Origin of the sequence: Rhodococcus sp. WS3 (genome assembly GCF_003797085.1) — a bacterium.
GTDB lineage: Bacteria > Actinomycetota > Actinomycetes > Mycobacteriales > Mycobacteriaceae > Rhodococcus_F > Rhodococcus_F globerula.
Genome location: NZ_RKMA01000004.1, coordinates 156,334 through 178,843, shown reverse-complemented (window position 1 = coordinate 178,843; position 22,510 = coordinate 156,334). Strand labels below are relative to the sequence as shown.

Sequence of the window (22,510 nt, the reverse complement as noted above, 5' to 3'; positions counted from 1 at the left end):
AGCAGCCGCGCAAGGCTTACGGTGTGGAGAATGTCCGGGTTCTTGTCCGAAAGGATCGGCTATGCGCTCATTTCTGATTCCGGACAGCCAGCGTCGCAGCCTCGAGGAACTTGACGATCGGCTGGATCTCTCCACCGGAGACAAGGCGGCAAAACGTTCCGCGTTCTGGATAATGCTCGTTCTCTCCGGGATGATCGCGAGCGCCGGGGTGGTGGGTGACTCGACGGCCACCGTGATCGGGGCGATGATCGTCGCTCCGTTGTCCACGCCGATTCTGGGGATCGGCCTCGGCATCGTTACCGGTCGGGGCGCACTCATTGCCCGCAGTGTTGTGTACGTCGCGGGTGGGCTCGTTGTTGTTGTTGCTCTCGGTTTTCTGTTCTCCCTTGTTCTGCTCAACCCGACGAGTGTGCTGTCCAACTCTCAGGTGACTGGACGAACCACCCCGACGTTGACGGATCTCGCGGCGGCCATCGCCACGGGGTTTGCCGGGTCGATCGCGATTACCCGGCGCGATGTCGGTGACGTGCTCCCCGGCGTGGCGATCGCGATTTCACTGGTTCCGCCTCTTGCCGTTGTGGGTGTCTGTCTCGGATCGGGTGCACCGTCGCTTGCGTTGGGGGCGCTGATCCTCTTTGCGTCGAATGTCGTTGCCATGGTGATCACGGCGACGGTGGTACTGGTGATCGCCGGTTATGCGCGCGAATCAGGGGCAGCTGCCGCGGGACATCGACGGGTCTACCTGGTGTTGGCGTCGGCCCTGGTTGTTGTTGCCATCCCGATGGTGGTGAATTCTCTGGCTTCGTTGTGGGCGAGCCAGATCCATGATGCCGCCGAAGAGTGGCTGGCTGGAGTTCCGGGCGTTCAAGTCGGGTCCGTCACGTGGCAGGCGCACACCGCGGTGATCGAAGTACTGGGACCGCAGGATCTGCCGCCTGTCGACGACCTCGAGCGTGCGGTCGACGCGTTGGTGCCCTGGGGTCCGCACATCGTGATACTTCACGCCGTCGGTGCCCGAGTAGAGGCCGCGGAATAGAAGCGAAGTTACGTTCGCCTCTCTTCGGGGCATCCTCCCCGCGAAAGGGGAGCGATGAAACAGTCATGGAAATTGCCGGTAGTCGCATTGGCCTGTGCCTTTGTGCCCGCCGGCGTTGTCACAACAACAGCCCAGGCCTCGCCGTGGGGTTGCAATATCTCGGCGATCTTCGACAAGTCAGGTGGGCCGACCAACCCGATTCCGTGGCTCAACGGAACCGACGGGAATCTCCCCGACATGCAAGGCCGCACGTCTGCGGTCGAATACATCACCGGAGCGCTCAGCCCCAATCAGACGGTCGAACGGTTCAATGTGCTCGGCACCGATCTCGGGATCATGTGGGACAACGGCGCAGGCCAGGTTCTGACGGTCTTCGGCGATACGGTCGGATTGAATTCGGACCCGACGTGCGGCGGCGTTGTGGGTGACTGGCGAAGCAACGTCCTCTTTCGCAGCGCCGACGGCATTCTCGGTGACGGCATGAATATCGACTCCTCACCGGTCGATCGCCCCAATCGCTCCCGCGAAATCATCGACAGCCTCAAAGTCACCGGAGTCGAAACCAGCAGCATTCCTACGACGGGTATCGCGGTGGGTGGCGTGCAGTACGTCAACTACATGTCGGTGCGGTCGTGGGGAGGATCAGGAGAATGGGTGACAAATTTCTCGCAGATCGCGTCCTCCCGGGACAACGGCGAAACGTGGCAGGTGGAACCGGCGTCGGCGCGTCCGAACCTGCCGTTGACCGGTAACGCCAACTTCCAGATGGGGTCCTTCGTCAAGGACGGTGGGTATGTCTACAACTTCGGGACACCGTCGGGCAGGTTCGGCGAAGCGCGACTTTCGCGAGTGAAGGAAGAGTCGATCGTAGACGTCGCGGCGTACGAATACTGGGACGGAAAGGCTTGGGTGCCAAACAAACCCGATGTAGCGACGCCGGTTCTCGACGGCGACGTCAGCGAACTGTCGGTGCAGTACAACAACTATCTCGGAAAGTTCGTTGCGATGTACTCGAACGAATGGGGTGCTCTGGTGTTGCGCACCGCCGACCAACTGACCGGCCCGTGGAGTGCCGCCGACATCGTGATCGAACCGGGCGCCGTCCCTGGCCTCTACGGCGCGTACATGCATCCGTGGTCTCAGGGGCAGGATTTGTACTTCCTTGCTACGACGTGGTCGGACTACAACGTGATGTTGATGAAGACGACGCTGTAAAAGTGAGTGGCTATCGTTGAACGGTGAGTACCACCGAACAACTCCCCACCCTCATCTCCGACCTGCGCGACGTACTGGTGGGTCCGCTGCCCGAGATCGGCCGCCGGTTCTCGGTGTTGCTCACTGATCTGGTGCCGCACACCGCGCTCGTGATCTTCACACGTGAATGCACCGGCCGGCCACGCAAGGTGGCTGGAGATCCGGCAGTCGTCGATCGAGTCACCATTGCCGAGCTCGATCGTATCCGTACCGATCTTGCTGTGGGACAGATCTTTCGGGGGCAACTGGCGGTTGCCGGCCGGGAGCGTGAAGTGGTTGCTGTTCTCGATCGGACAGACACGGTACTGGTCCTGTTGCCGCGCTCGACGGCAACTCGGGCAACGGCGCTCGAGTTGACGGCAGCACTGTTCGGAGTGGTCGCGACCGGCATTCAACTGCAGGTCCGCAATGCCAGCCCGGCTTATTTGGCGGAGTCGCGGGCCGCGTCGTCGGAACGCGCGCGCACGGTTGCCGAGATGACCGAGGTTCACGCGGCGACGCTGGAGACCGTCCTGGCCACGTTGCGTTCGGATGATCTCGACGACACTCGGGCGCGAACAGCTGCCAGGGAGACCACGTCGTCGGCGTTGATCCGGTTGCGGTCCGCTGTCGACGTCCATCGGGAACTGGCGGAAGAGGCAATCACCACGGCTTTTGCGCGGATGCGCGGGGAGTTGCGATCACTGCTCAAACACCGCAACGTCGAGTTGGAACTGGTGGAACCGCCGGTCGAGGGGCGTGGGCTTCCCGGTGAAGTTGCGCACGGCGCGCGGGCGGTGGTGCGAGGTGCGGTGCTTGCTCTTGCGGATCAACACACGCTGTCGCGGATTCGGGTCGAGTGGAGCCTCGACGGTTCCGCTCTGTTGATCGACATCCGCGACGACGGGCGAGGCGAAGCCGACGTTGCCGATCTGGAACGCCAATTGCGCTCGCGGGTAGAGACGTTGGGCGGAACAATAGATTCGGAGTCGACTACAGGTTGGGGCAGCCGGATCAGTGCCACCATTCCGCTCGACGTGGTTGCCGCGACGCCCGTCGACCACACGCTGTCCGATCTGGGTCCGCGAGAAATCGAAGTGCTCGAGCATCTGGTCGCGGGTCGTCGGAACAAGGCGATCTCCGAGCGTCTCGGTGTCAGTGAGAGCACCGTGAAATTTCACGTCGCGGGAGTTCTCAAGAAACTGGGCGTCGACAGCCGCGGTGCTGCCGCAGCTGTAGGCGCGGAAGCCGGTGTCAAACCAGCTCCCTAGCTCTTCGGATAGGTCGGTCAGTTATTTCGGCCAGGGTTCCGGCTCGGGTATTCGGGTTAACCTCGTAGTGCGTTCATATATTGCTATGTGACGACATGTCCGAAAACGCACAAGCCAGGAGCAGAGCCATGCCACAGCAGGTACGCGGCGTCATCGCCCGATCCAAGGGTGCCCCCGTCGAAATCGTTCCCATCACGATTCCCGATCCCGGTGCCAACGAGGTGGTTGTTGCCATCGCAGCGTGCGGCGTGTGCCACACCGACCTCACCTACCGCGACGGCGGCATCAACGACGAATACCCGTTCCTTCTCGGGCACGAGGCGTCGGGCATCGTCGAGAGCGTCGGCGCGGGAGTCACGCACGTCGAGGTCGGCGACTTCGTCGTCCTGAACTGGCGCGCCGTCTGCGGGCAGTGCCGTGCATGTAAGCGCGGACGCCCCCAGTACTGCTTCGACACCTTCAACGCCGAGCAGAAGATGACCCTCGAAGACGGAACCGAACTGACGCCGGCCCTCGGCATTGGCGCGTTTGCCGACAAGACCCTTGTCCACGAAGGCCAGTGCACCAAGGTCGATGCGTCGGCTGATCCCGCTGTTGTCGGTCTGCTCGGTTGCGGTGTCATGGCCGGTATGGGTGCCGCCATGAACACCGGCAACGTCGGCCGCGGCGACTCGGTGGCCGTCATCGGCTGCGGTGGTGTCGGCGACGCCGCCATCATGGGTTCGCGTCTGGCCGGCGCCAATACCATCATCGCCATCGACCGTGATCCGCGAAAGCTGGAGTGGGCCACAGAACTTGGCGCAACCCACACGATCAACGCCACCGAGGTCGACGACGTTGTCGAAGCTGTTCAGGAGCTGACCGGTGGTTTCGGCGCAGATGTCGTCGTTGACGCAGTTGGACGCCCGGAGACGTGGAAGCAGGCCTTCTACGCGCGTGACCTCGCGGGAACCGTAGTGCTGGTAGGTGTTCCGACGCCGGACATGACTCTCGAGATGCCACTTGTCGACTTCTTCTCCCGTGGTGGCGCACTCAAGTCGTCATGGTACGGAGACTGCCTGCCCGAGCGCGACTTCCCGGTCCTGGTCGATCTGTACCAGCAGGGGCGTCTGCCGCTCGAGAAGTTCGTCAGCGAGCGCATCAAGCTCGACGAGGTCGAGAAGGCCTTCGAGACGATGCACCGCGGCGAGGTCCTGCGCTCGGTGGTGGTCCTGTGACCTTGCGAGTCGATCGCGTCGTCACATCAGGTTCGTTCAGCCTCGACGGCGGAACGTGGGACGTGGACAACAACATCTGGCTGATCGGTGACGACAACGAGGTGGTTGTCGTGGATGCTGCGCACACCGCGCAGCCCATCATCGACGCCGTTGCCGGCCGCAAGGTTGTCGGAATCGTGTGTACTCACGGACACAACGATCACGTCACCGTTGCGCCGGAACTGTCCGAGAAGCTCGACGCTCCGATCTACCTGAATCCGGCTGACGACGTCCTCTGGGAGATGACACATCCAGGCGTCAAGCACCTGAGTTTGGAAGACGGGCAGCGAATCTCGGTGGCAGGCACCGATATTCTGGCCATGCACACGCCGGGCCATTCGCCGGGATCGACCTGCCTCTACCTGCCCGAGGCGGGGGAACTGTTCAGCGGCGACACCTTGTTCTCCGGTGGACCCGGTGCAACGGGGCGCTCGTACTCCGATTTCCCGACCATCATCGGATCGATCCGCGACAAGCTGTTTGCCTTACCTGCCGAGACCACGGTTCACACCGGTCACGGTGACGGCACCACAATCGGTACCGAGGCGCCGCACCTCGAGGAATGGATCCGCGCCGGATCCTGACTGCGGCAGAAACGGTCGGTGCGAGCACGGCGTGTGTTCGCACCGACCTTCAGGGCGCGTTCCCTGACCGGAACCCGGCGTCACAGAGTCTCGCCGAAAAACTCCATAGTGCCTGACCAAGCGAGTGTTGCGACGTCGGGGTTGTAGTGGTCGCCGGCGGTGTCGTTGTTGAACGCGTGGCCCGCGTCTGCATACCGGTACACCCGGGCGAGTTCGGAGGCGGCCCCGCGTAATTGTTCGACGCTCTCCGGCGGGATACCGGTGTCGAGGTCGCCGTAGTGACCGAGCCACGGAACCTTCAGTTGGGCTGCAAGTTCGGTCCCGGCAGCGATTCCTGACCATCGTGATTCGGCAACCGCGCCGCCGTAGTAGGTGACCGCGGCATCGACAAGAGGAACAGCGGCGCACCACAGTGACACGGTGCCACCCATGCAGAATCCGAGGGAGCCGACCTTGCCGGCTCCCTCGGACTTGCAGTACGCGACGGCGGCACGTACGTCGTGACCGATCCCCTCGCTGTTCAGCGCCATGAGAGAATTCTTGGCCGATGGAAAATCGGTGAAGAACGACTGTGATCCACGGTGGTAGAGGTGCGGAGCGACCGCAAGGTATCCGGCGTCGGCGAGGCGTAACAGGATGCTCTCGATATGAGCGTTGACGCCCCAGGCCTCCTGCAGCACGATCACCGCAGGTTTCTGCGTGGCAGGCGATTCGGGTCGGGCGATGCTCAGCGGTACGTCGTTCACCGTGCTCGAGAGAATGTCCATTCTCCGACTGTAAGCGAACGCTCAGCCCGTCGCAGCGAGCACCTCGGATTGTGCACGTAGCCACGCCATTGCTTCCATGCGGTAACCGTCGATACCTTTGTATTCGGCTATTTCCTGAGGTAGTTCGGTCACTATGGCCGCCAATTGCTCCGCCCATTGTGGGATTGCGGCGATGTCCGACAGCGGGGCCAGGTACGTGCGGATATTGAAGACCAGTGCTCCGGTCAAGGGAAGTCGGATCAGGTGTTCGAGTTCTATGCGGAGTTGGATTCGGCCCCAGTCTTTCTGGGAGATCAACTCCGGCATGTCGTGCATCCACTGTGGCATCGTTTCGAGGCTGGTGTCACGCAACCGGGAACCGACGGCGGAGAACGTCCAGTTCACCCGGCGATAGATCTGGTCTGTTGTCAGCATCCGCATGAAACTCTGGGCTCTGCCGCTCACACCGCCTGCGGTCAACCCAGGTACCGGTACGTGAATCTCGTCGAAACTCATTCCGATATCGAATTTCACGGACCAGTCGGCAGACGAGGTGACCAGTGCGGCGTCGAACCACAATTGGTCGTCGCGTTCGGTGAGCAGCAGAATATCGTCGGGTACCTGGCAACCGATGAATGTCAGTGGGTCTTCGGGAAGGGTGAACAGATCTCCGAGTGTGAAGCTCTGTTCGATCCCCAGTAGCCGATTGGTCCAGCGATAGTGATTGTCTTTGCCTTCCAACAACATCGAAGCCGGATAGGACGCGGCGAGTTGACGCATGAGAAACAGCATGACGTCCCAGCACGCCGGCATCATGTGCGGCAGCATCTGTGCCCGGCCTGGATCCCGATCGAGGATGTCGCGTCGTAGCTGCATCATGTAGAGGTAGTCGTCGCCGAGATCAACGACGTGTTCACCCCATTCGCCTGCCAGAGTTGTCGTCAACCGCGGTGCCGGTTGAACGTTGACGCCGTAGCGAAAGGTTCGGTCTTCGTCGGGGAACGGCCACGGCAAGGTTTTCAGATCACTCACAACTGCACTCCTCGAGCGGAAAGGGGGTGTTACGCGGCGACGGAGCCGAGGTAGCTCCCTTGATGTGAATTTCTGTGTACCCGGATATCGAGTAGTAGTCGGCACGAAGGGCATTCGTGTGCCGAGCCGGGACGGGTCTCGACCCGATGGGTGTGTGCGCAATGTGGGCAGAAGAGCGAAATTGTTCCCGTGCTCGTGACGCTGGATCGCACTTCGCATGGCAGTGCGCCGCAGGCACGTATGGCGGCCAGTGCTTGCATCACGTCGTACTCTGGACCGGCAACGGCAATGCGGGCACCGGTGTGGGAACCTGCCACCGACTGCTCGATGCGCGAGAGATCGAGTTGATCCTGAACGTGAACAGTCACCGATCGCCCGGCGGCGATTGCCTCGGTTGCCCAGTCGATCACGGTGTTTCGACCGTCGGGACAACCACCGAGTGCGATGAGGAGAAACTCGCGCCCGGCAATATCCAGTTCCGGGGCTTCGGTCACGAGCCCACTCCTGCATGCGCGCGCAGCCACTCCATTGCCGGTCCGCGGGTTTTGGTAATCCCTTTGTAGTCGGCCATGTCTTCCGGCAGGTCGTCGAGCACTGCGTGTAGACGCTGAGCCCAGACGGGAACCGATGCGATATCTCGCAGTGGCAGAAGGTAACTCCGGATCAGAAACATGATCGAACCGGAGTTTGCCAAGCGAATCAGGTGCTGTACCTCGACGCGGAGGAACAGTCGGTCGCCGACATCCTCGAGTGGTCCCTGGGCCAGGCTGGTTCGGTCGGGTCCCCACTGCGGATACGTCTCGGTGGAGGTATCGAGTTTGCCGTCGACGGTCAAGGTCCAGTTGGTTCGGCGGTATCGCTCACCGGGTTCGAGGCGCATGAGAAAACTCTGGGCGCGGGAGACAATACCCTCAGCATGCACGCGAGGTACCGGGCCGTGGATCTGCAGAAAGCTCATGCCGACGTCGAATCGTAAAGACCAATCCGCCGCAAAAGTGACTACACCGGCGTCGCCCCAGAGCTGTCCTTCTCGCTGATCGAGGAGGACGACATCTTCCTGAATCTGGTTGGTGGCAAACCGAAGTGGGTCGATCGGAAGCGTACCGAGATCGCCGACGACAAACCGTTGCTCGGTATCGAGCAGTCCGTTTCGCCAGATCCAAGCCGTGCCGTCGCGTTCGAGACTCATGGAGTCCGGATAGCTCTCGGCGAGCATGCGCATGATCGAGATCATGGCGTCCCACTGCGCCGGCATCATGTGGGGCAGACTCTGATATCGACTGGCGTCCGAAGCCAATATCCTTGTTCGCTCGGCCAATTCGTGATGGTAGTTCTCGTCGATCTCGATCGTGTGTTTGCCCCACTCGCCGGCGGCCGTTCTTGCAGGTGTCCCGGCAGGTTCGACGTTGGTGCTGTAGCGGTACGAGTCCTTGGCAAAAGGGAACGGGAAGTTCGCAATTCGAGTGGGCACGTCGAGTAGTTCTGCCGATGCGTTCACAAGTTCAACTCCAATCGTGACCCCTCGGCCCGCGATACACAGGCCATCATCGATGTGCCATGGGATTTCTCCTCGTCGGTCAGATATAGATCGCGATGTGCAACGCTCCCGTCTGCCACCGGTATTCGGCACTCGCCGCATACTCCTTGACGGCAGAGATTGGGGATGGTGATGCCGTGCTGTTCGAGAGTCTCGAGGACACTTGTTCCGGAAGGTACGTCGAATTCTTGTCCGCTGCCGCGCAATGCGACGGTAAACGGTTGTCCGGGGTCCAGCCCCACGCCGCCGAAACGTTCGTAGTGAATGCGGGCACTCGGCCATCCCGCGGCTTTGGCGGCACCCTCGACGGCGTCGATCATCGCGCTGGGGCCGCACGTGTACAGGTGGGTGCCCAGTGGTTGTTTCAGCAGAGCCGGCCCCAGGTGGGCCCACAACTCCTGGCGTGAGGAGAAGACGTGCAGACGTGATCCGCACAGTTCGCGTAGTTCGGCCAGGTGCGCTGCGTCGGTTCCCCGCCACACGTACAGGACGGTGAAGGATCGACCCCATTGTGCGGCGGCCCGCGCGTGCGACAGTATCGGCGTCACACCGATTCCGCCGGCAATCAGTAGGTGGTGCCGTGCTGTGAGTACCGGAGCGAACACACTGCGCGGGCGCGACGTGCGGATACTCGTGCCGATCTCCAAGTCGTGAATCCAGCGTGATCCACCTCTACCGCCTCGATCCAGCTGGACCGAAACGCAATAGTGATCCGGTTCGAGTTCCGGCCCGGTCATCGAATACGAATTGCGCCGCGGCATTCCCTGGGGTGTTGTACCGCAGTCGAGAACAAGGTGACTCCCGGGCGTGAAGGACGGAAGTGTTGAGCCGTCGGCGCTTTCGAGGCGGAGAGATCGGACACCGCCGCAGAGCATGGTGGCCTCTGTGAGCACCAAGGTCAACGACTTGGTGTCTGTGACGCCAGGTGCGTCCGTTGTTGCGGTCATCATTGCTCCTCGGCATCGGCCATGAACCCGAGATAGGCTCCGTACCTACGGGATACATGGTGGTAGACAAACAAGTCGGTACGGCATCGCGGACAGGGGCTGAGTGCTCCGACAGGTGTATCTGTTTGGTGAACGTGCCGGCAATGTACGCAGTAGACGCGGCGTTGCGCGTCGCCTGTGACGTACGTCAGGATCTCTGCGGGTATGGCGCCGGCGGCGATTGCCGCCGAACGTGCCTGTAGTACTTCGATTTCGGCGCCGATCACGATCAATCGCCAACCCACTCTCGCGGCAGCGAACTCCCGCTGCAACACCGCCGATGTCGCGGCGCTCCACTGCGGCCCGAGTTTCAGCCAGCTGACCCGGTGGCCGGAGTGTTCTCCGACCACCTGAGCAGCATCGGTGTGCGCGCGGTTGCCGAAGGAGGCGACGGTGAAGTAGCGTCCGTCCGGATCGCTGAGAAGCCGTTCGGCGTCCCAGCGCGGAACGCTGGTCGACCGGGCACAGACACTCACGACGGTTGGCTTACGGTGCGAACGAGCGGTGGCCGACGTAGTAGGCCAGCGCGCGATCGGGGGTGGTGAACCTGATGCGCGAACCCTTGGGGAAGAAGATCGCATCTTTGGCCTTCGCGACACTCACTTGGCCGGTATCAAGGTTTTCGAGAACGAACTCGCCTTCGAGGACCACCTTCATTTCGTCGTATTCGTAGAGGTAGTCGAGTGGAGCGTCGGTCTGGATCAATTCGAAGTAGCCCGCGGACATCGCTGAACCGTCTGGATTGGAGTAGACGTCGTCGATGAATCCCTTGGTGCCGGGGTACTCGGATTCGGGCATCTGGGGGAGGTCTGCCCAGAAGTCTGCGGTGACGCGGAACTCTGCCGGTGTGGTGGACGTCGTAGAAATGCTCATCGGTGCTCCTGAGGGAATGGGATGGTTGAAAGAGCGTCCGATCGCAGGGATGTGATCGCTGACGTGAAACTTACTGTAATGAGAGGAAACTGATTTTCGGTTACGTGGCGGTAAACAAAATCTCCGTAATCTGTTTTGCTGCAACTTGATTAGAAATTCACCAGTGCCGACGGTGCCGTCATCACAACCTCACTTGGGCGTAACGAGATGGACATATCAACCTTGTTTCCTGTTAGATGACAGTGATTCACCCAGTGAAACCGGAACAGCCGACCACGTTGGGTGGAACTAGGGCCCTGCGTGAAACTAGGAGTCTCGATGGCGATCGACACCGCCGAACTGAATGAAACAGCGGCAGAGTTGCATGCAGTGCCCCAGGCAATCCCGGATGCAGTGACAGGTGAGCGCCCGATGGACCTGGCAACGCGAGCGCGGGCCGACGGAACACGATTCATCCTCGCGGTATTCGTCAATCTCGCCGGTAAACCGTGCGCGAAGTTGGTGCCGATCGAATCGGTGGAAGAACTGCAGACAGAGGGCGTCGGATTTGCGGGTTACGCAGCCGGCGCGATGGGGCAGGAGCCGAAGGATCCCGATCTCGTGGCGATCCCCGACCCAACCTCCTACACCCCTATTCCATTTATCCGGCCCGGCCTTGCGCTGGTGCACTGCGATCCGCATGTCGAGGGCAAGCCTTGGCCCTACGCACCGAGAGTGATGCTGCGATCCGTGCTCGCGGAGGCAGCGGAGATGGGCTTGGACGTGAACGTAGGAGCGGAGATCGAGTACTTCCTCGTGGACAAGGACGAGAGCGGAGCCCTGCGCACCGCAGACACTCTCGATACCTCACGCCAACCGTGCTACGACGCCCGCGATGTCACCCGCATGTACGAGCACCTGACGTCGATTTCTACTGCCATGAACAAGCTGGGGTGGGGAAACTACGCCAACGACCACGAGGACGGAAACGGGCAGTTCGAACAGAATTTCAACTACTCGGATGCGATGACCACCGCCGACCGAGTGATCACCTTGCGTTACCTGATCTCCGTCCTTGCCGAAGAACGCGGTATGACTGCAACATTCATGCCGAAGCCCTTCGCCGACCGTACGGGGAGCGGCATGCATATGCATCTCTCGCTCTGGCGAGACGGAGAATCGGCATTCCCGGATTCGACGGACGAGCGAGGCCTCGGATTGTCGTCGACCGCGTACTCCTTCATCGCCGGAATTCTCGACCATGCGTGTGCACTCCAAGGAGTGATTGCCCCGACGGTCAACTCGTACAAGAGAACCGGAGCCACCGCAACGACCAGTGGCGCAACGTGGTCACCGCGGCATGCGACGTACGGCGGCAACGACCGCACACACTATCTCCGGGTTCCCGATCGCAACCGCGTCGAACTGCGTGGTGGTGACGGCTCTGCCAACCCGTATCTTGCCGCCGCCGCGACGATCGCAGCCGGTCTGGACGGTATTCGGCGCGAACTGGACCCAGGCGAACCGGGAGGCGCATCGACGTCGGATTCGCTGCCGATGACGTTGCTGCACGCCATGGATGCCTTGGCCGCAGACCCCGTGGTGACCGGGGCGCTGAATTCTGCGGGCGCCGACGTGGCTGGGTACTTCACGACCCTCAAGCGTGAAGAGTTCTTCCAGTGGCACAACACGGTAACTCCCTGGGAAGTGGACAACTACCTCACCGCGTTCTGATTCTCGTATTCCTTCGCAAGAGACAAGGAGACTGCCCATGTGTGGCATTGTCGGGCTTCATCTGAGAGAGCCCTCGCTGTATCCCCGCCTCGGTGAACTGCTCACCGGAATGCTGGGCGAAATGGTGGATCGTGGACCGGATTCTGCCGGTATGGCGATCTACGGAGACCCGACGTGGTCACCGGCCGGGCACAGTTCGGTGTCGGTACTCGGTGCGGGATCAGACGCTGTGTTCTTGGCGGACAGTCTCACCGAGTCGGTGGGTGCTGCGGTGACTGTACTCGAGGCGGATCCCACCACCGTCATCCACGCCGCCGTTCCGACTGACGTTCTTCTGGCGGCAGTCCGTGAGATGCTCCCCGCAGCGGTGATCATCGGATTCGGTGAGGATGTCACCGTTCTGAAGGGAATGGGCAACCCGCTCGAGTTGGCGCGTGGATTCGGCTTGCCGTCGGCATCGGGGTGGCAAGGTGTTGCGCATACCCGTATGGCAACGGAATCGGCTGTGACGGCGGCAGGTTCACATCCCTTCGCCGTCGGCCCGGACCAATGCCTCGTACATAACGGGTCGTTCTCCAATCACCTGACGATGAAACGTGAACTCGAATCGGAAGGTGTGGTCTTCGACAGTGAGAACGACACGGAGGTAGGTGCGAGGTTCGTAGCCAAGCAACTCTCCGAAGGTGTCGACCTCGAGAAGGCGCTCCGACTGTTGGGTGAGCGATTCGACGGGTTTTACACCCTGCTGGTCTCGACCAGTGATTCCTTTGCGGTAGTGCGTGATCCGATTGCCTGCAAGCCTGCGATCGTCGCCGAGACGGATCAGTACGTCGCGATGGCCTCCGAATACCGCGCACTTGCGGGATTGCCCGGAATCGACCAGGCACACATTTTCGAACCAGAGCCGGAAGAGGTTTACGTATGGCACCGATGACAGCAGTTCCGGTAGATTCCGCACCGGTCACGCTCTCTACCAAATCTTTTGATCTCGATATCACCGAAACCCGAGATTTCAACGCCGCACTTCAGTCCACCGAGGCTCCGAGCAGCGTGAGCGTGAGTCATCCGGCCGGTAAGCATGCACTCGCGTGCGGATTGAATCAGCCGATAGACGTCACAATCGACGGGCACGTCGGCTACTACTGCGCCGGGATGAATCAGCAGGCCTCGGTGACCGTCAACGGAAACGCCGGTGTCGGAGTTGCCGAGAACATGATGTCGGGGACAGTGCGGGTACGCGGCGACGCGTCGCAGTCCGCGGGTGCGACGGCCCACGGCGGACTGTTGGTGGTGGAAGGCAATGCTGCTGCGCGCTGCGGTATTTCGATGAAGGGCGTCGACATCGTGGTCGGTGGAAACATCGGACACATGAGCGCGTTCATGGGGCAGGCCGGTCGGCTGGTTGTTCTCGGAGATGCCGGTGAAGCGTTGGGAGATTCGCTGTACGAAGCTCGGATCTACGTTCGCGGAACCGTGGCGTCTCTCGGCGCCGACTGCATCAAGAAGGAGATGCGCCCCGAGCATCTCGTCGAGCTTCAGGAACTGCTGGGCGCAGCCGGATTCGACGCAGATCCACGTGAGTTCACCCGTTACGGCTCCGCCCGGTCGCTGTACAACTTCCACGTCGACAACGCTTCGGCGTACTGAATCTTTTTCTCCGAAGGAGCCTTCCATGACCACTCCGAGCACAACCGCACCATGGCTTCGTGAATCCGCGACCTTCGACCGCGGGGTCATCCACGAGATCCAGAGGGCAGCAGACACCGGGATCTACGACATCCGCGGCTGGGGCGCAAAGCGAAAACTGCCGCATTTCGACGATCTGCTGTTCCTCGGCGCGTCGATGTCGCGGTACCCGTTGGAAGGGTATCGCGAGAAGTGCGACACCGATGTGGTGCTCGGTGGCCGTCATGCGAAGTTTCCGCTGCACCTGGATATTCCGATCACGATTGCGGGGATGAGCTTCGGCGCATTGTCCGGTCAGGCCAAGGAAGCTCTGGGGCGCGGGGCCAGTGAAGTGGGCACATCCACAACCACCGGCGACGGCGGAATGACGCCGGAGGAGAGGGGGCAGTCCAAGAATCTGGTGTACCAGTACCTACCGTCGCGTTACGGCATGAACCCGGACGATCTTCGGAAGGCGGATGCCATCGAGATCGTGCTCGGTCAGGGCGCCAAGCCTGGTGGCGGCGGAATGCTGTTGGGCCAGAAGATCACCGAGCGTGTTGCCGGAATGCGAACGCTGCCGATGGGGGTGGACCAGCGAAGCGCCTGCCGCCATCCGGACTGGACTGGCCCTGACGACTTGGCGATCAAGATTATCGAATTGCGTGAGATCACCGGTTGGGAGAAGCCGATCTACGTCAAGGTGGGCGCAACACGCACCTACTACGACGTGAAACTTGCCGTGAAAGCCGGCGCCGATGTCGTGGTGGTGGACGGTATGCAGGGTGGGACGGCTGCCACTCAGGACGTGTTCATCGAACACGTCGGAATTCCCACGCTGGCCGCGATTCCACAAGCAGTGCAAGCGTTGCAGGAGATGGGCGTTCATCGTGGGAGCGGTGACGGTTCGGTGCAGTTGATCGTCTCCGGCGGAATCCGAAGCGGCGCAGATGTTGCCAAGGCGATGGCGTTGGGCGCAGACGCTGTTGCCATCGGGACAGCGGCACTCATTGCGCTGGGCGACAACCACCCCCGGTTTGCGGAGCAGTACGCGGAGATCGGATCTGCTCCCGGGTTCTACGATGATTTTCAGGCGGGGCGTGATCCGGCCGGAATCACCACTCAGGATCCCGAGTTGGCAAAGAACCTCGATCCGGTTGACGCCGGTCGACGCCTCGCGAACTACTTGCGGGTTCTGACGATGGAAGCACAGACCCTGGCGCGGGCCTGCGGCAAATCGCACCTCCGCAATCTCGAACCGCAGGATCTGGTTGCGTTGACAGTGGAGGCCTCGGCAATGGCTCGGGTGCCGCTAGCCGGCACCACCTGGATCCCCGGGGCGATGTAACACGAATGTAAGCCACACAATCAGTGACGGCGCGTCTACTCCCAGTAGACGCGCCGTTAGGCTTGTGCCTATGACGACGTCGAAGCGCAGTGTCCACCGAGACACGGGAGACCCGGCACCGGAGCAGCGCGAAGTTCCTGCGGACACTCCGACCGGCCTCGACCTCGAGAAGGTGATCGCAGCCCAGGTGCGCAAGCTCCGGTTGGCCAGTGGTCTGTCGGTCGGAGACATGGCTACGAGAGTCGGGATCTCGAAGGCGATGCTGTCCAAGATCGAGAATGCCCAGACGTCTTGCAGCCTCTCCACCCTGGCCCGCCTCGCGGCCGGTCTCGATGTGCCGGTCACCTCTCTCTTCCGCGGAGCCGATGCCAAGCGGGACGCGGTCTTCGTCGAAGCCGGCCACGGTGCGGAGATCGTCGGCCGCGGCACCCGGGTCGGGCACCATTACGAACTGCTCGGTGCGTTGCGCGGGCAGAACAAACGACTCGAACCCGTTCTTGTCACGTTGACCGACGCCAGTGAAGTGTTTCCGCTCTTTCAGCACCCCGGTACCGAACTGCTGTACATGCTCGAAGGTGAAATGATCTACGGCCATGGCGACTCGGAGTATCGCTTGCGTCCAGGAGACTCGCTCCTGCTCGACGGTGAGGGGCTGCACGGGCCGAACGAGTTGGTGCAGTTGCCTATTCGCTTCCTGGCAGTGACTGCCTACCCTGACAATCACCAAGGCTGAACAGCAGTGTGCCCCTGCGCTCGATGTCGAGAGCAGGGGCACACTTCGGGACGTCTGCGAGACTACGAACTGCTTTCTACTGCGGTTGCAGCTTTGGTGGTCATGGATTCGGCGGCAACAGATACCGCGTCGGGCTGGTGCTTCGTGGAACTGGTCATCGAGACGGAATCCATGACGTACGCGGTTTCGCCGTGAACAGCCACGTCGAGGCCCTCGTACTCGGTTTCCGGGTTGACACGTAGGCCCATCGCGAGGTCGATACCCTTTGCGATGATGAACGTGACGATAAACGAGTAGGCGACCACAGCGGCCACTGCCACGCTCTGCTTGCCCAGTAGCTCGAGGCCACCCCCGTAGAACAGTCCCTGAGCGCCGCTGGGCGCCTCGGGTACGGCGAGCAAACCGACAAGCAGAGTGCCGAGGATGCCGCCGACGAGGTGGATCCCGACCACGTCGAGTGCGTCGTCGTAGCCGAGCTTGAACTTGAACGAAATGGCGAAGCAGCACAACGCGCCTGCTGCTGCACCGACGATCAACGCACCCATCGGTGAGACTGCACCACACGCAGGGGTGATGGCGACCAGGGCCGCGATCAGGCCGGAAGCAGCGCCGAGCGTCGTAGCATGACCCTCACGGAACTTTTCGACGACGAGCCAGGCGCAGATGCCGGCACACGCGGCGGCGACGGTATTCAAGATGACTACCGACGCATTGTTGTTGGCAGCCAGTGCAGAACCGCCGTTGAACCCGAACCAGCCGAAGAACAGGATGCCGGCGCCGAGGATGGTCAGTGGAACGCTGTGCGGCCGTGGCGCGTTCGGGAATGTACGACGCTTACCGAGTACCAGGATCACCGCGAGTGCGGCGATACCGGCATTGATGTGCACAGCGGTTCCACCCGCGAAGTCCACTGCGGCAAGTTTATTGGCGATCCAGCCGCCGACGACGCTGCCGTCGGCGGAGTCGAAGGCAAATACCCAATGCGCAACCGGGAAGTACACGAGAGTGGCCCAGATCCCGGCAAAGATCATCCAGGCGCCGAACTTGAGGCGGTCGGCAAACGCTCCTGAGATCAGTGCGACGGTGATGCCGGCGAACAGAAGCTGGAATCCTGCCACCAATGCGGGCGGCAGCGCAGGTTCGGCGGGTGCTTCGAGAAGCTGCCCCAAACCGATGTATTCGAGTGGGTCGCCGAGTAATCCGAGTCCGCCCAGTGAATTGCCGAGGACTGCGGAGTATCCGAAAATGATCCAGAGAACGCCGACAACGGCAAAGCCGCCGAAGGTCATCATGACCATATTGAGAGTGCTTCGGACACTGACCATTCCGCCGTAGAACAGGGCCAGTCCGGGAACCATGAGAGATACGGCAGTGAATGCAGCCAAGATCCACGCGGTATCTGCGGCAATGATTGCCTGATCCATATGTGTCCACCTTGTTGAGTCCGGAGTGATCGCCGTTCGAATGCGACGTGTGTTCGGCGATGTGTCTTATGCGGTGAATCACCGTCATCCGAGAGTGGACTGGTTGTGTAAGGCCTGCAAGTGGGGCAGGTGAACACTGTGTAAATGCCGGTGCGAAGGGGCATCGGTATCGGTGCTGCACAAAGAGATGGTGACCACCGAATGGCGATCACCATCAAAGACATCGTATTCGGACCCTGGACCTCGCCTCCTTCGACCGTGTACGACGTGCGGGTAGTTGATCAACGATTGGAGTCGTGCTCACGCGTCGGGTTGATCATCGTCTGTTCGGAATCTCCCGCTCGGCTGATTTCGATGCGTCGAGGCTTTGCCTGCTCGGCAATCGGAATCGTGACGGACAGAACGCCGTTGTTGTACGTCGCGGAAATTCGGTCGGCATCGATGTTCTCTCCGAGTGCCAGTTGCCGCCGGTAGCTCCCGGCGAACCTCTCCGAAGCGAGCCACTGCATGTTTTCGTCCGACGATGCAGTACGCGTGGCAGAGAGCGTCAGCATTCCGTGATCGACACTCACGTCGACGGTTCCTGGATCTACTCCGGGAAGATCGGCGTTGAGTACGTAGTGATCGTTGACCCGGTAGAGGTCCATCGGCATGAAACGAGGAACTCGGCCGGCGCCTACGTCTGCGCCGAGCAGCGACTTCGCGATCGAATCGATATCACTGAACGGATCGAAGCGAAGCACAGCAACTCACCTCCCATGTTTCCCATGGTCGCAGTCCCTGTGACAGCAACCGAAATCACTGTGCACCAGCAAGATTAGCACTCGAAGTAGTCGAGTGCCAGACACGTGAGGTCGGCTACTCCAGTGACGTGTGTGGCCCAGCGTGGTCCATGTGGCAGGTGGTCGGTAAAGCGGGTGCCGATCCGTAAGGTTGCCTTATGACTCCTCGCACCGAGAACATCACGGGATCAGTAGCCCTGACGAGCGCTGACGTCGAGGCCGCCCGCGAGCGGATCGACGGGTTGGCTCGACGGACTCCGATCTTTCGCACCACGGTCCCGACACCGCACGGAGACGTTGCGGTCCTGTTCAAGCTCGAGTACCTCCAATACGGTGGGTCGTTCAAGGTGCGCGGCAGTTTCAACGCGATCGAGCGGGCAGCTGCTGACGGCACGATGCCCAGTGCGGGGGTGGTGATCGCGTCGGGTGGAAACGCGGCTATCGGAGCTGCATGGGCGTCGCGTCGCCGGGGGTTGGGGTGCACCGTGGTCGTGCCGGAAACTGCGCCCGATGCAAAAGTTGCGGCGCTCGGCGCGTTGGGGGCAACGGTCGAAAAGGTGGGCGATCGGTATGTTCTCGCGGCAGCAGCAGCGTCCGAGATTGCCTTGTCGAGCGGAGCTTTGGAGCTACACGCTTACGATCTTCCCGACATTGTGGCTGGTGCCGGAACCATCGCGCTCGAGGTCGCGGAGGAAGCGAGCGGGCCGATAACGTACTGCATCGCTGTGGGCGGCGGTGGACTGGTCTCGGGGATCGCCGCCGCAGCGCGGCCAGGGGATCGAGTTGTTGCGGTAGAGCCGATCGGTGCCGCCACGTTGCATGCTGCGCTGGAAGCCGGACACCCTGTTGATATCGAGTTGGACAGCATTGCATCCGATTCTCTCGGAGCGTCCCGCGTAGGCGCAATAGCCTGGGCGACCGTCACCGACAACGCGGTAGACAGTGTTGTCGTAGATGATGATTCGATCGTTCGGGCTAGATCTTTTCTGTGGCGCGAGTTTCGGATACTCGTGGAGTTGGGTACCGCCGCAGCGCTGGTTCCGGTGTTGGACGGCACGGTTTCACCGCCGCGAGACGGTGAGCTGTGTGTCGTTCTGTGTGGCGCCAACGTAAGTCTGGGGGACATGGGCGTGTGAGAAATCTGCTGGTGGGTACTGCTTTCAGTATGAGTACCAGCAGTGTTATCTGGACAATTGTAGTTGTGGTCGTTGTGATTGTGGTCGTTGCGCTTCTGGTGTGGACGGCTCGCAACAAACGTAACGAGCGGCGCCACCTCGAGGCCGAGGCGATTCGCAAGGACGTGGCGGAGTCGTCGTTCGAAGTAGGCCAGCGTGAGGCCAGGGCCAAGGAAAGTGAGGCGAAGGCTCGCATGGTGCAAGCCGAGGCCGATGCCAAAGCTGCGGAAGCATCTGCCCTGCAACAGCATGCGGCGCAGCATCGGCGGGACGTAGCAAGCTCGAAGGATGAGTTGAACGAGAAGCGGGATCAGGCGGACACCATCGATCCGGCCACGCCGAACCCGGAGAAGCCACAACCGAAGAACGAGTGAGTCTGCGAAGTTTTACTTCGCCGTCACACTCTTGGTTTCATTTTATGAAACACTGTCTCTTGTTGAGAAACTCGAGACAGGAGTAAGTGATGGCGGAGCATGCGCGGATAGTGATCGTGGGAGGTGGCCTCGAGGGCCTTGCGATTGCGTGGTCGCTTGCGCTGCGGGGCGAGTCGGATGTAGTTGTGCTCGAGCGTAATACGATGTGCTCGGGGATGACGGGCAAATCGAGTGGAATTGTTCGCTGCCACTACGGGGTCCCGTCGCTGGCGGCGATGGCCTGGCATGGGGTCCAGGTCTTTTCGGATGCAGAACAGGTACTCGGCACCGATATCGGCTTCCGTCAGACCGGTTACATAGTCGGGGTTGGCGGCAACAACACAGAACCCTTGTTGGCAAATGTCGAGATGCATCGTGCTCTGGGTGTGCCCGTCGACCTCATCGACGCCGACGCCGTTCGAGCATTCTGGCCGGGCATCAACCTGGACGACTTCGCGGCCTTTGCCTACGAACCGTTGGGTGGGCACGGCGATGCGTACATGACGGGGATGGCATACGGCACGAAAGCGCGCGAACTCGGCGTGACAGTTCGTCAATCGACCGAAGTGACAACACTTCTGACGCGAGGGGATGGATCCGTCTACGGCGTCACACTTGCCGACGGCGCCGAGATCCATGCGGATACTGTTGTTCTTGCTACCGGCGTATGGTCGCCCGCGTTGGCCGCGACGGTCGGAGTCGACATTCCGATCAAGGTGCAGTGGGAGCAATTGCTGCTCGTTGATCAGGGGGAACCTACCCCGCTCGTGCCCACCTTCTCGGACCTGGTGAACCTGCAGTACATCCGGCGCGAACCCAACGCAGACCTGTTGGTAGGCAACAGTGATCACTCTGCGCCTGAGTTTGCCGACCCGGACAACTACCTGAACCGGGCAGGGGATGCATTTGTGGAGACCGCGATCGGCAAGCTCGAGCGTCTGCTGCCGTCGATGCCGGATCCACGTTTGGCGTCGTCGTATGCGGGTTGTTACGACATCACTCCGGACTACAACCCGATCATCGGCCCGTCACCTGTCGACGGACTTTTCCTCGCAGTCGGTTTCAGCGGACACGGATACAAGATTTCCCCGGCTGTCGGACGGCTGGTTGCCGATCTGATTCTCGATGGCATCAGTAGTGATTCGGCCGTGGACGGCAACGATTTCCGATTCAGCAGATTTGCCGAGGGAAAGCCTCTCGTCAGCCTTAATCCATACGTGGGAGCGGGGGAGATGCGCTAGACGACGCCGCCGTTGACGTAGATCACCTGACCGTTGACCCACCGCGCCGGGCCGGCGAGAAACGAGACTGCCTCCGCGATGTCGAGCGGAGTTCCGAGCCGTTCGAGGGGCGCCATCTTCGACAGGTTCTCCACTGTCGCTTCGTCTTTCCCGTCCAGAAACAGGTCGGTGGCGGTGGGGCCTGGTGCCACGGCGTTGACTGTGATGTCGCGTCCACGTAGCTCTTTCGCAAGAACTAGCGTGATCGCGTCCACTGCGCCTTTGGTGGCCGCGTACGCAGCGTAGGTCGGGAAGGCCAGCTTCTTCACGGAGGTGGAGAAGTTGATGATGGCACCGCCGCTGCGCACCCGCCTCGCGGCTTGTTGATCGACAACAAACGTGCCCCGAACATTGGTGCGGTGCATCCGGTCGAAGTCGTCGAAGTTCAATTCGGCGACGGTCGAGAGAATCATGATTCCGGCTGCGTGGACAACAACGTCGATGCCTCCGAACTCCTGCTCGACCGTGTCGAACAGTGCGGCTACTTCACCTTCGTCTGCGACATCGGCGTGCACCGCGATGGCGTGCCCGCCCGCTGCGACGATGGTGTCGACTGTTTCCTGGGCGCGTTGAAGATTTCCCGAATAGTGAACGGCGACAGCCATTCCGTCGGCCGCGAGCTTCTCTGCAGTTGCTCGGCCGATGCCGCCGGACGCTCCGGTGACGATGGCGACGCGGGTGGTGGTGTCAGTCATGATGTAACTCCTGAAGTGGGTTCGGGTGCGTCGGACAGCTTGCGGAGCCACTCGCGCAGCAGTCCAACCTCGTTGGTGGAGAGGGAAGTTGAATCTGCCGTAGCGAGTTGGGTCTCCAGGGTGGATGCGACGGTGTTGAGCGAGGCGTCCTGCGGGGTGCCGGATTCGTCGATGATGGATGCGAGGATTCCGTCGCGAACACGCCCCGACAGTGTCGGGTCGGGATACTGCTGCGGTCTCACGACGAGCATCAGTGCGACGCCCGCATTGGCGGACATCACCATCTGCGTTGCCACGTCGACGGATACGGTCAGAAGACCTGCGGCAGAGCAGCGTTCGAGAACGGATCGAAGTAGCACCTGGGCTTGCATGGCGGTGTCGGCGCTCTGTGCGGATGGTGAATGCAACAACCGGTAGTGCGCAGGATGTGCGAGCGCGAACGCCGTATGCGCGTCCCAGCCGGCACGTAGATCGGCTACCGGATCTGCGGAGGGGATCGCAGCGCGTTTGCCTGCGAGGTACTCGGAGAACCCGGCTTCGACGACGGCTGCTAGCAGGCCGTCTTTGTCGCCGAACTGGCGGTAGAGCGCGGGGGCGCCAACGCCGGCTCTCTCGCAGACGGCGCGGGTGGAGATGTCGCCGTCCGGAGAGGAGTTGAGTAACTCGGTTGCCGCCGCCAGTATCTTTGCTCTCGAGCTCATGTAATCAACGATAACAGAATATTGTTA

At 61.3% G+C, this 22,510-nt stretch carries 24 protein-coding genes; 13 read left to right on the top strand and 11 right to left on the bottom strand.

From position 1 onward, the window contains the following. Positions 1–61 precede the first annotated feature (61 nt). From EEB13_RS28640 to EEB13_RS28620, 5 genes are all read left to right on the top strand, one after another. The gene (locus EEB13_RS28640) at positions 62–1,036 is read left to right on the top strand and encodes a TIGR00341 family protein (protein WP_092804499.1); all 975 of its coding nucleotides are present in this window, start codon (positions 62–64) and stop codon (positions 1,034–1,036) included. A gap of 54 nt (positions 1,037–1,090) precedes the next feature. Then, on the top strand, positions 1,091–2,251 hold the full coding sequence (locus EEB13_RS28635; protein ID WP_141486812.1) for a DUF4185 domain-containing protein: 1,161 nt from the start codon (positions 1,091–1,093) through the stop codon (positions 2,249–2,251). A 23-nt stretch (positions 2,252–2,274) separates the two neighbouring features. Beyond that, a complete protein-coding gene (locus EEB13_RS28630; RefSeq protein WP_141486811.1) occupies positions 2,275–3,540 on the top strand; it encodes a response regulator transcription factor family protein in 1,266 nt (421 codons plus the stop codon). 128 nt (positions 3,541–3,668) lie between these two features. Next, positions 3,669–4,757: an S-(hydroxymethyl)mycothiol dehydrogenase gene (locus tag EEB13_RS28625; protein ID WP_033233613.1), complete on the top strand. Its 1,089-nt coding sequence runs from the start codon at positions 3,669–3,671 to the stop codon at positions 4,755–4,757. Further along, positions 4,754–5,380 (top strand): MBL fold metallo-hydrolase, encoded by a 627-nt coding sequence (locus EEB13_RS28620; RefSeq protein ID WP_092804491.1) that lies wholly within the window; start codon positions 4,754–4,756, stop codon positions 5,378–5,380. The genes EEB13_RS28625 and EEB13_RS28620 overlap by 4 nt, the downstream gene beginning before the upstream one ends. Before the next feature lie 80 nt (positions 5,381–5,460). On the opposite strand, the gene EEB13_RS28615 is transcribed toward EEB13_RS28620, so the two are convergent. The 7 genes from EEB13_RS28615 to EEB13_RS28585 are packed head-to-tail and all read right to left on the bottom strand — an operon-like array spanning position 5,461 to position 10,554. Next, entirely contained in the window at positions 5,461–6,147 is a 687-nt protein-coding gene (locus EEB13_RS28615; RefSeq protein ID WP_141486810.1) for a dienelactone hydrolase family protein, read from the bottom strand. Positions 6,148–6,168: 21 nt separating this feature from the next. Then, positions 6,169–7,158, bottom strand: coding sequence for a heme-dependent oxidative N-demethylase family protein (locus EEB13_RS28610; protein WP_261984668.1), 990 nt, complete (start codon positions 7,156–7,158; stop codon positions 6,169–6,171). A 29-nt stretch (positions 7,159–7,187) separates the two neighbouring features. After that, a complete protein-coding gene (locus EEB13_RS28605; RefSeq protein ID WP_141486808.1) occupies positions 7,188–7,652 on the bottom strand; it encodes a dimethylamine monooxygenase subunit DmmA family protein in 465 nt (154 codons plus the stop codon). After that, positions 7,649–8,656 (bottom strand): heme-dependent oxidative N-demethylase family protein, encoded by a 1,008-nt coding sequence (locus EEB13_RS28600; protein WP_141486807.1) that lies wholly within the window; start codon positions 8,654–8,656, stop codon positions 7,649–7,651. Before EEB13_RS28600 ends, EEB13_RS28605 begins: the two co-directional genes overlap by 4 nt. Beyond that, a complete protein-coding gene (locus EEB13_RS28595) occupies positions 8,653–9,642 on the bottom strand; it encodes a PDR/VanB family oxidoreductase (protein WP_141486806.1) in 990 nt (329 codons plus the stop codon). The genes EEB13_RS28600 and EEB13_RS28595 overlap by 4 nt, the downstream gene beginning before the upstream one ends. Beyond that, entirely contained in the window at positions 9,642–10,157 is a 516-nt protein-coding gene (locus EEB13_RS28590; RefSeq protein ID WP_141486805.1) for a dimethylamine monooxygenase subunit DmmA family protein, read from the bottom strand. Before EEB13_RS28590 ends, EEB13_RS28595 begins: the two co-directional genes overlap by 1 nt. A gap of 10 nt (positions 10,158–10,167) precedes the next feature. Next, complete coding sequence (locus EEB13_RS28585) at positions 10,168–10,554, bottom strand: cupin domain-containing protein (protein ID WP_045065424.1); 387 nt, start codon at positions 10,552–10,554, stop codon at positions 10,168–10,170. Positions 10,555–10,872: 318 nt separating this feature from the next. On the opposite strand from EEB13_RS28585, the gene glnT reads away from it, so the two are divergent. The 5 genes from glnT (at position 10,873) to EEB13_RS28560 (ending at position 16,013) form a co-directional block, all read left to right on the top strand. Continuing rightward, positions 10,873–12,267, top strand: a complete 1,395-nt coding sequence (gene glnT, locus EEB13_RS28580) for a type III glutamate--ammonia ligase (RefSeq protein WP_045065421.1) — start codon at positions 10,873–10,875, stop codon at positions 12,265–12,267. A gap of 37 nt (positions 12,268–12,304) precedes the next feature. Continuing rightward, positions 12,305–13,201 carry a class II glutamine amidotransferase gene (locus tag EEB13_RS28575; RefSeq protein WP_033233604.1) on the top strand — a complete coding sequence of 299 codons (897 nt, stop codon included), beginning with the start codon at positions 12,305–12,307 and terminating at the stop codon, positions 13,199–13,201. Next, positions 13,189–13,914: a protein glxC gene (locus EEB13_RS28570; protein ID WP_033233603.1), complete on the top strand. Its 726-nt coding sequence runs from the start codon at positions 13,189–13,191 to the stop codon at positions 13,912–13,914. The genes EEB13_RS28575 and EEB13_RS28570 overlap by 13 nt, the downstream gene beginning before the upstream one ends. A gap of 25 nt (positions 13,915–13,939) precedes the next feature. Continuing rightward, positions 13,940–15,280 carry an FMN-binding glutamate synthase family protein gene (locus EEB13_RS28565; RefSeq protein WP_033233602.1) on the top strand — a complete coding sequence of 447 codons (1,341 nt, stop codon included), beginning with the start codon at positions 13,940–13,942 and terminating at the stop codon, positions 15,278–15,280. Between the two features lie 70 nt (positions 15,281–15,350). Next, positions 15,351–16,013 carry a helix-turn-helix domain-containing protein gene (locus EEB13_RS28560; protein WP_033233601.1) on the top strand — a complete coding sequence of 221 codons (663 nt, stop codon included), beginning with the start codon at positions 15,351–15,353 and terminating at the stop codon, positions 16,011–16,013. Between the two features lie 62 nt (positions 16,014–16,075). Here the strand turns inward: EEB13_RS28560 and EEB13_RS28555 are convergent, their stop codons facing one another. Next, entirely contained in the window at positions 16,076–17,437 is a 1,362-nt protein-coding gene (locus EEB13_RS28555; RefSeq protein ID WP_033233600.1) for an ammonium transporter, read from the bottom strand. A gap of 281 nt (positions 17,438–17,718) precedes the next feature. Continuing rightward, a complete protein-coding gene (locus tag EEB13_RS28550) occupies positions 17,719–18,180 on the bottom strand; it encodes an Hsp20/alpha crystallin family protein (RefSeq protein WP_033233599.1) in 462 nt (153 codons plus the stop codon). Between the two features lie 197 nt (positions 18,181–18,377). Here EEB13_RS28550 and EEB13_RS28545 point away from each other — a divergent pair, with 197 nt between their 5' ends. The 3 genes from EEB13_RS28545 to EEB13_RS28535 all read left to right on the top strand — a co-directional run bounded on the left by EEB13_RS28545 (position 18,378) and on the right by EEB13_RS28535 (position 21,048). Further along, a complete protein-coding gene (locus tag EEB13_RS28545; protein ID WP_095887323.1) occupies positions 18,378–19,355 on the top strand; it encodes a serine/threonine dehydratase in 978 nt (325 codons plus the stop codon). A gap of 29 nt (positions 19,356–19,384) precedes the next feature. After that, positions 19,385–19,768, top strand: a complete 384-nt coding sequence (locus EEB13_RS28540) for a hypothetical protein (RefSeq protein WP_257013253.1) — start codon at positions 19,385–19,387, stop codon at positions 19,766–19,768. A gap of 89 nt (positions 19,769–19,857) precedes the next feature. Beyond that, complete coding sequence (locus EEB13_RS28535) at positions 19,858–21,048, top strand: NAD(P)/FAD-dependent oxidoreductase (protein WP_141486804.1); 1,191 nt, start codon at positions 19,858–19,860, stop codon at positions 21,046–21,048. Here EEB13_RS28535 and EEB13_RS28530 read toward each other — a convergent pair. Together EEB13_RS28530 and EEB13_RS28525 are read right to left on the bottom strand one after the other, a co-directional pair. Next, on the bottom strand, positions 21,045–21,782 hold the full coding sequence (locus EEB13_RS28530) for an SDR family oxidoreductase (protein ID WP_033233596.1): 738 nt from the start codon (positions 21,780–21,782) through the stop codon (positions 21,045–21,047). The genes EEB13_RS28535 and EEB13_RS28530 overlap by 4 nt on opposite strands. Further along, positions 21,779–22,483 (bottom strand): TetR/AcrR family transcriptional regulator, encoded by a 705-nt coding sequence (locus EEB13_RS28525; RefSeq protein ID WP_095887321.1) that lies wholly within the window; start codon positions 22,481–22,483, stop codon positions 21,779–21,781. Before EEB13_RS28525 ends, EEB13_RS28530 begins: the two co-directional genes overlap by 4 nt. Positions 22,484–22,510 lie beyond the last annotated feature (27 nt).